This window comes from Megasphaera sp. DJF_B143, from assembly GCF_900320625.1.
Taxonomy (GTDB): domain Bacteria; phylum Bacillota; class Negativicutes; order Veillonellales; family Megasphaeraceae; genus Megasphaera; species Megasphaera hexanoica.
In genome coordinates, this window is the sequence record NZ_ONTA01000268.1 from 1 (window position 1) to 8,748 (window position 8,748).

Annotated in this window: 5 protein-coding genes; 2 read left to right on the forward strand and 3 right to left on the reverse strand. The window is 50.5% G+C overall.

The window, feature by feature from the left end:
• Both DBO31_RS07825 and DBO31_RS07830 read left to right on the forward strand, forming a co-directional pair.
• Positions 1-210, forward strand: a 210-nt coding sequence (locus tag DBO31_RS07825; RefSeq protein WP_150824869.1) for a winged helix-turn-helix domain-containing protein, incomplete at its 5' end; no start/stop codon positions are given.
• A complete protein-coding gene (locus tag DBO31_RS07830) occupies positions 194-1,651 on the forward strand; it encodes a cell wall metabolism sensor histidine kinase WalK (protein ID WP_059075520.1) in 1,458 nt (485 codons plus the stop codon). The genes DBO31_RS07825 and DBO31_RS07830, both read left to right, overlap by 17 nt.
• A 64-nt stretch (positions 1,652-1,715) precedes the next feature.
• On the opposite strand, the gene DBO31_RS07835 is transcribed toward DBO31_RS07830, so the two are convergent.
• The 3 genes from DBO31_RS07835 to DBO31_RS07845 form a co-directional block, all read right to left on the reverse strand.
• Entirely contained in the window at positions 1,716-3,203 is a 1,488-nt protein-coding gene (locus DBO31_RS07835) for a WG repeat-containing protein (protein ID WP_150824870.1), read from the reverse strand.
• 188 nt (positions 3,204-3,391) lie between these two features.
• Positions 3,392-7,555: an autotransporter outer membrane beta-barrel domain-containing protein gene (locus tag DBO31_RS07840; RefSeq protein WP_150824871.1), complete on the reverse strand. Its 4,164-nt coding sequence runs from the start codon at positions 7,553-7,555 to the stop codon at positions 3,392-3,394.
• A gap of 265 nt (positions 7,556-7,820) precedes the next feature.
• Positions 7,821-8,748, reverse strand: a 928-nt coding sequence (locus DBO31_RS07845) for a YadA-like family protein (RefSeq protein WP_200817498.1), incomplete at its 5' end; no start/stop codon positions are given.

Genomic DNA, 8,748 nt, shown 5'->3' on the forward strand with positions numbered 1-8,748 from the left:
GAATTTGAACTGCTCACGTATCTCCTGCGCAACAAAAACATCGTCCTGACGCGGGAAAAAATACTGGAAGAAGTCTGGGGGTATGACTATGCCGGTGACACCAACGTCGTCGATGTCTATATCCGGTATATCCGCGGTAAAATAGGGCAGACAGACAGCAAAAAATATATTCATACCGTACGTGGGGTAGGTTATGTGGCAAAAGATTAAAGAAAAAATACACCGGCTGCCGCTATTTACACTGCCGCTTTTTGCAAAAATGGTACTCCTCTATTCGTTTATCGTCTTCATCATCCTGCTCATCGTGTCGGTCATCACCGTCACGAGTGTGCATTTTATCATGGGGCGTTCCATTGAACGGGATTTATACTCCAGCGCCCAGTCGGCTATGGAATATCTCGATAAGAGCGGACAGATTGACTCTTCAGTCTTTACCCGGTCCAACCTTCAGCCGTTTGTCAATCTCCAGGTATATGATGCTGCCGGCCGGTTGATTCTGGATAACGGACCGGCTCATACCATCAAAAATCTGAGTGACCGGTACATTGATGATACAGTCCGGAGCAATAACGAAATACCCCTTCCCGAATCCATTCAGGGAAACGAAACGAGTTCCTATGCCTATTATAAAAAATGGTACAGTGCCGACAATAAACTGTACTATCTCCGCTTTTCCCGCGTGCCCGACAAGGAAAATGCTTTTATATCCTTATTATCCAAGCAGCTCGTCGCTTCCGTGCTTGTCAGTCTGATTCTGACCATCTTTTCCGGTATGTATCTCATGCGCAAGTCCCTGGCTCCCCTGAAGCTGATCAATGAAACGTTGAAAAGTATTGAAGTCCACAAACTGAGCCAGCGTATCGTCATTCCGAAAGAAGCGGAAAACGGCATCGAAATCCATAACCTGGCCCAATCTATCAACCAGGCGCTGGACCGCATTGAATACGGATACAAGCAGCAGCAGCAATTCATCAGCAATGCATCACATGAGCTTCGCACTCCCCTTACCGTCATCAGCGGCTATATCAATCTCCTGGACCGCTGGGGAAAAGAAGACCCGAAAGTCCTCGATGAAAGCATTCAGGCTATCCAGTCTGAAACGGAATATATGCGTCAGCTCATTGAACGGCTCCTGTTTTTTGCCCGTTCGACGACAGGTACCCTGGAAGCACATTTCATGGTCATCGACGCATCGGAATTACTGGAAGAAGTGTATAACGGCGTTCTGCTCATTGCCGAAGAGCGGGAAATTCTCCTCGGCCGCAACGATAAGGCTTCCATCTACGCCGAACCGGGCAGTGTCAAGCAGATGCTCCGTATCTTTATCGATAACGCCATAAAATATACACCGTCCGGCGGCTATATCTATTTATCCTGCGAAGCCGATGAAAAGCAGGTATGTTTTAAAGTCCAGGATACGGGTATCGGAATTCCCAAAAAAGATCTGGAACGGGTCTTTGAACGATTCTACCGGGTCGATTCCTCTCGTACCAAAGAAACGGGAGGTTCCGGTCTGGGCCTTTCTATCGCCAAATATATTGCCAAGGGAAACAATGCCCGTCTGGAACTGACCAGTGAGCTCCATAAAGGAACGACGGTAACGGCTATCTTTCCCCGTCATTATGAAACGAAAAAAGACACTGATAAATAATTTTCATCCTGACAATCAGCAGGGGCTGTCTTAAAAAGGCAGCCCCTGCTATTTATATATGACCTTATAAAATTTCTATTTCTTTATACTGCGGCCGGATCAGCCATTCTCCTTTACTGTTCATGAGGCCCCAGACATCACCTGACTTGACGGCACTGACACCATGGCGGAAGGACGAAACGACCTTTATTCCCCCTTCAGGAGCCGTATATACCGTCTTCCCTTCCGCATCAATAATTTCGTACTTCTTACCTATCTGACACCAGGCATAGGGCTCCGCCAGATACGGCACGATTTTCACCGTTTCCTGCCAGTAGTGAACTACCTGACCTGTTTCCTGGTTTACCAGGAAACACTGATTCCCCCGCTGCAGAAACATACGGTCAGCCCCTAAAAAATCAACCTTTTCGTATTGGAAAGGAAGGATTTGTCGTCCATCAGACAGGCTGAATACGCCTAGTCCACCTGATTCTTTATCTTTTAATGACACCATGCCATTCCAGTCATCCATCATTCCTGGCCCTACTTCGTACCGGCCCGGTTCAATGATATACTTTCCATCTCTGCCAATAAAAGCCAGCAGTCCCTTATCTTTGACAAATGTCCCCCAGGCTGTCATAGGATAAACTTCATCTAACCGGCTGTCGATAACTATCCGGCCGGTCCGGTCAATATATCCCCGTTTCACGCCGTCATAGGTCAGCGGTTCTATTTCGCCACCATAATAACCACGGTTTACGTCTGAGCCGACGAGCGCTCCTGCCAGGAGTCCCCAGTTAAAATGATTGATTTTACGCTGGTATTCTGCTAGTCCGTCATGATACGGGAATATCCTGTCATAGGGCACGGCAAATAGTTCCTTACCGGAGCGGTCAATGGCAATCTTACGGCCATTTTCATCCCGTACAAAGGCAATGCCTTCGCTAAAAGGTGTCAGAATTTCCTTATATACCGGCTCAGACACCACGATACCATTGGCGTCACGGATACCATACCGGCCTTTTTCCTGAAAAAATACGGGCCCACCGCTTTCGTTTTCTGATACTGGCAAGGTCACGGCAGTCCCCGTCTTATCAATATAAGCTGTTTTATTCCCTTTTACCGCTAAAAAAACGCCCTGCCCGGCATAAGATAACTTCTTATACGACGCTGGCAGTAAAACCGTACCATCCGTTCCTAACAGGCCCCATTTTCCATTTTCTTTATAGCGGGCCAGAACGCCCTGTTCATAATTGAGGCTGTATTCATTGCGTATGTTTTCCCGTAAAGACTGCACAGGAGCAGGCAGTTTATTTTTCGCTATATAGGGAAAAAGGACAGCCCCTGTGCCCGAAGCAGATGGCGTATGTATACTTACATCGGAATGGGTGATCGTGCGACTGCTTTTTTCATGGGTCTCTTCCACTGTCACCGTCGATGATGACGACTCCCTGTGCATCCAGGTATAGCTTTCTGCAGGGCGCTCCGCTGCTTGGGCGGGCGACAGCAGTCCGCTGCTGATACTGGCCATGATGGCAGCCGCTATGAGTGTTTTATTCAGTTGTATAGTCATAAACTCTCCTCTCTGTTCAAAACTAATAAAATATAGTGAAAATGCCTGTCATAATTACAACAACCAGTATATCAACAATTTTTCTTTTAATAAAGGCCGGACATAGTGTTAACCTATACCAAAACAGGCATACGGATATTGTCTACCCGTATGCCTGAAACACATTTAGTATCTATTAAGCCATCTTATCAGAAATTCCAGCGGATGCCGGCATCCCAAGACCAGTCTTTATGGAACTGGCCGCCACTGCTCCGTTCTACGTCCGCATAGAATTGGGTCGCCGTTCCGATCTGTGCCGATGCACCCAGACCGTATTCAAAACACGTGTCGCCGTAATCCCGGTTCAGGAACAAATCCCCTTCATCATCACTGAGGTGTACCTGTCCAGAACCGCCGAATTCATGGTACCAGTTAGCCTTGAAGAAAACCTGGGCCCTGCTGCTTTCGTATCCAGCCCGGAGTCCGGCCCGGCCGACGGCGCTGCGGATATCCTGTTCATCGACGGTTACACCATTTCCCATAGACCATGATGCCTCGCTCAGCCAGCCAAGAGTGCCTTGTACCTGGGGTTCGACGAACCAGCCATGTCCCAGCTTTTTTTTGTATCCGTATTCTGCTCCAAAGGAAAGGCCCGTATTATCGCCGTGGCCGCTGATGCCATCATGGGCAATCAGTTTATTGGTCAGCCGGTGCAGACGCAAGGCCAGATCGAGATAGGTCCCGTCTTTACGGATCCGCGTATCATACCATCCCAGAGCGTAGCTGTTCGTATCGCTGCGACTGCCAAAATAAGCCCCCCTGCCTTCCGTATAGCCAAAGCCGATTCCCTGATAGTGATCCTGTGTATCGCTGTGGCCTGCCAGCTGGTCATAGCCTACTTCATAGGTCGTATACCGGTCTTCAAAGGGGAACTGTCCGTTGCGGCGGATGGATGTCCCTTTTACCCGGGCCCAGATGCCTTCCTGCCCAGGTTCTCCTTTACGCAGGTCACCCATGCGGCGGAAGAGGGTGTCCTGTTCTGTGCGCCAGATATGGTAATTAATCCCATCGGCTCCCATGATGCCCCGCACCGTATGGGTATACTTACCATGGTCATCAGTGGGCAGTTTCTTAAAGCCTTTGATGTACCAGTCGGTGTTATATCCGTCCGTCACATCGTCTCCCCGGCCCGTTTCATGCGTATCCAGGAGAGTACGGTGAAAGAACAGCCGGTCCTCCGTATCGGGCACATAAAAACTTCCCTGTTCATCGCCCACACTGGCCAGAACAGAGCCGATAGCGCCATCAGTCCAGATGCCGTTCACGGCATGGAGCTGCAGTTCTGTCTTCCCCGTGTGATAGCCTTTGACATAGAGACGGTCATTCTGTGTCGTATTGCCTTCATGACCCATATAGACAGTGGCTCCATCCCCGGCGAAATTCCCTGTATACAGGCTCTGGTCAGTTGTATTCTGATTCAGATGGATAATCCCCTTATCGGCCTGAAGTCTGGTAACTTTGGAATCGCCATCCAGATTCCAGACGGCACCGTCGTTGAGATGAAGGGTAATCCCTGCATCAGAACTGATGCCATAATCGAGATTTTCATCCTCTATGGTTCCATCCAGCAGGGCCCCGTTTCCCTGAAGGTACGCTTCCAGAGAACTGCCAGCATCGGCTGTCAGAACTCCGTCGATACTCCCGGTGCTGCCATCATGGCCGATAGTAACGGAACCGCCTCCGGAAGACCGGGCCGCATAGGTGCTGCCGTTGGCGGAAAGATCGTAGCTGCTGGCATCGAGAGTAATGGGAGCCTTTTGGGAAACGGACCAGATTTCTCCATTCACCACGGCATTTTCCGTGGCATTGTCTCCTATGGTCACGGGCATGGCATTGGCCTGTACAGCCCGCATGCCGCTGGCCGGGTCGATGAGGAGGTTCTGGCCCTGGAGATTCACGGCATTGGTGCTATCCCCCAATGCCCAGATGCCGCCGTCAATCTGAAGCAGACTTGTCCCGTCATGGCCCAGGTTCACAGCACCACCGGTGGTCAGGATCAGGTTCTGATTTTTATTGGTCCCTTCGTAGATATGGATGATATCGCCATCCACAGAATACCCTCCATCGAGACCTACCAGCCGGCCGTCAATGCTGACATTGGAATCAGCTTCCCCGATGACCAGGGCATTATCCGCTGCACTCTGGATTACCAAAGCATCGTGAGTGTTGCTGTCCGGGTCCGTGGAAGTGCCGTCCTCATTGGTCTTCACCGTGGTACCCAGGGTCCCGCTGTCGGGAGCCGCCCCGTCGGTGATGGTGATGTTCTTCCCCATCACATCCATACAGGAAACGCCGTTGATCAGCAGCCGCCCTTTTATGGCAATGGAATCGGACGTGCTTCCTTCAGGAGTCGTCCGGCCAATTTCCACAGATTTACTGCTGGCATTGGCATAAAGAGCCGTATGACCGGCATTATCGAGGAGGACATTCTTACCGCCTACATACAGGACCGTATCCACGCCCGTGACGATTTCCCCGTTCACCGTGGTCTGGGCCGTATCTTCATCGCCTATCTGGATGGAGGAACTGCCCCGGTCAGTAAGGGAAAAGGCATTCTTATTATTTTCGAAATCTCCTTTCAGGCCATTTACCATAACGGCCTTGCTGCCCCGTAGTACGAAGGCATTGGATCCGTTGGTGAGAATATGGCCGTTTACTGTAGTCGTTTCCGTAGTGTCATCATTGCCGGACCAGAACCGGGAATCCGTAAAATCCAGTGCCACGGCATTATACAAATCGCTGTAGGGATTATCACTGAAGGAAGGGGTCTTGGACGCATTGAAGACCAGATTCTTTCCGTTGAACCAGGCCAGTTCATCCTGATCAGAGGTCCCTGTCACGGCCACGGAACCATTGACCTTTATATCGGTTCCATTGCCACCGGCATAAAGTTTCCCTGTGCCAGTTTCTCCATTACCACCGTAAGCAAGACGGATGGCGCTGGTATCATAGGAATCTTCATTCAGGGCATTTCCGATGGTCAGTTTGCTGGCTGCTTTCAGATTGAGTTCCGCTTCCCCGTTGAACTGAATTCCAGAAGCCAGATTGATTTCATCGGCATCCATGTTCACGTCACAGTCCGTCACGTGAAGGGACCGGTGGAAGTAACTACCATCCGCATCCGGAGTCAGGGTAATGGTCTTCCCCGTAAGAGAGGCGGTCCCACTGTTGTCTACCTGAAGTTCCTGTGCTTTGATGTCGCCCTTATTTCCATTTGGATTTTCTGCAATAAGGGTCAGGCTGGCATCTTTCCCCGTGGCATGGAGCAGCCCATCCGAAGAGATATTGGCGGCCTTCACCTTGACGCTGCCATCGCTGGTCACGGAGAAATCCCCGGAAGCATCCACATTTCCGGCAGCAGTCACATCGATTCTGGCATGGCCCCCCACAGCGGCCAGAGCAGCATTGCGGTCCCAGGGACTGGAAGTCTGGCCATATTCCCCCAATTTCACATTTCCCCCGGCATTCACCGTGACGGAGGCAAAGGGAGCAGAGCTGGGAAGGTAGGATCCGGTCATGACCAGTCCGTTTTTGGCAGTCACATTGCCCCGGGCGTTGAAGGTCACCTGGGCATTGGATTCAGAAGCCTTAGTATTTCCAATGGACAGATTGTTCCCGGAAACAGTGATGGTATTCAATTGTGTTTCTCCCGTGGAAGCAGCCTGGGTCCCACCTACTCCGAATTCATCGATGGTGATGTCCCCGGCATTGGCGTTACCGATATTCACCGTACTGGAGCCGGATACGCCGAGAGACTGGATATGAAGGTCCCCGGTCATATATTGTGTTCCCAGGTTAATGGTACTGCCGTTAGCAGCATTGATTCCCTGGCTGCCGGTAATAGAGATAGTCCTGCCATCCATATTCACCGTCCCGCCTGCACTCTGTCCCCATGGCTGCATGGCATTAACGGTTGCCGCCGAAAGACTGTCCGTAACGGCATTTCCGGCTGTAATGAGACCGCCCGTGTTGAACCCGCCCGTAAAAGAAATGTTTTTCCCGAGGACCGTAGCATCCCCGCCATTGCCTCCCCCGTAGTCTTCAATGATCACCTGATTCGTGGCATCCGTTCCGACCGTCACCTTATCCTGATTCCAGCCCTGAAGATGCTTTACCGTAATGTGATTCCCTTCTGTGGCATCTCCGCTCCATTTATTCACATAATCATAAGTTCTGCCCGTATCCTGTGCGGAAGGATCTGCCGCCAGGGATACGCTCCCTGACAGGCTCAGACACACGAGCAGAGCTAATATGGCCTGTTTTTGACAGGTGCAGTTTCTTTTTCTGTCCTTGTAATAACGATTTGTTTTCATATTATATCTCCTTTCAGCCCGTTCTTGCCGGGCAAGGACAGTCTTATTATTATTAAATTTTTATGCACATATTATTGATTATTAATAATAAATATTTATTGTCATATTACTATTATATCACGCCTGTCGGGTCATGCAATAAATCAGTCTGTTCCAGTAATATTATATACTTTACGCCTTATTATCGTTTTATGGCAAAATACTCTGAATGCAAAACAGGTCTGCTGCACCCGTAGGTACAACAGACCTGCTCAGACTGGCTATTCTATTGTTTTGCCGCTAATTGCTGAACCATGGCTTTTAATTCAGCGATTTCTTTATCTTGTTTTTCTACCTGGGCACGAAGGGTATCATTTTCCTGTAGTTTTTCATTCTGCTGTTCGACGACGGCCTTCAATTTCTGAATTTCTTTTGCCATCGCTACCCGCGATGTTGTCATGGTCGTACCTTTACCGATTCTCCAGGCTACGCCGGCATTGAGCATGTTTTCCCCGCCGCCGAAACTGCCTCCGATGCTGACCATCGTATCTGCATTGGGACGGTAGAAGGCACCCAGTGCCGCTGCATTGGCATTTTTATAATGACCAAATCCGGCTGCAAAATCCCATTTTTCATCAGGATCGAATTCTAACGGATGCAGGGCCGCCAATGCCGATGCCCCGGCACCGACACGATTCATGCGGTTGCCCAGAGTATTGATGGCATTGGTAACGCCATTGACCACGCCGCCGAGCTGGCTCACATTCACCGCATCGGTGGGTTTCGTCCCCGCCGCCACATCATGGATCTGCTGGCCGCCCAGGGAGACGTTGCTGTTGCTGATTTCCACTGCATGGGTATTCTCCCCGTTGGCCGCGATCTTGATGCCGCTTCCGGTTACGGTGGTCCCAGCGGATCCGGCACTGTTATTGACGGTAAGGCCCTCGTTGTTCAGGGTGCTGTTTCCTGCGGTGACGCTGGTAAGACCGGAAAGCTCCTTGGACAATTTAATGTTCAGGCCGTCGCCATCAGCGTTCTTCACCACTCCGATGTTCCCATCGGTCAGTTTCGCGGTATCCGTCTGGCCTCCGGTAAGCTTCAGGGCTGTCCCCATGCCCACAGTAACTGTATTGTCATCCCCATCGTCACCCTGGAAGACGCGGCCGCCAGATACGGCTGCATTGGCCGCATCACTGGCAATACTCTTCACATCA

Bases quoted from the DNA above. Each gene is read 5' to 3' on its own strand.
- DBO31_RS07830 (WP_059075520.1), top strand. From the start codon at position 194: ATGTGGCAAAAGATTAAAGAAAAAATACACCGGCTGCCGCTATTTACA.
- DBO31_RS07835 (WP_150824870.1), bottom strand. From the start codon at position 3,203: ATGACTATACAACTGAATAAAACACTCATAGCGGCTGCCATCATGGCC.
- DBO31_RS07840 (WP_150824871.1), bottom strand. From the start codon at position 7,555: ATGAAAACAAATCGTTATTACAAGGACAGAAAAAGAAACTGCACCTGT.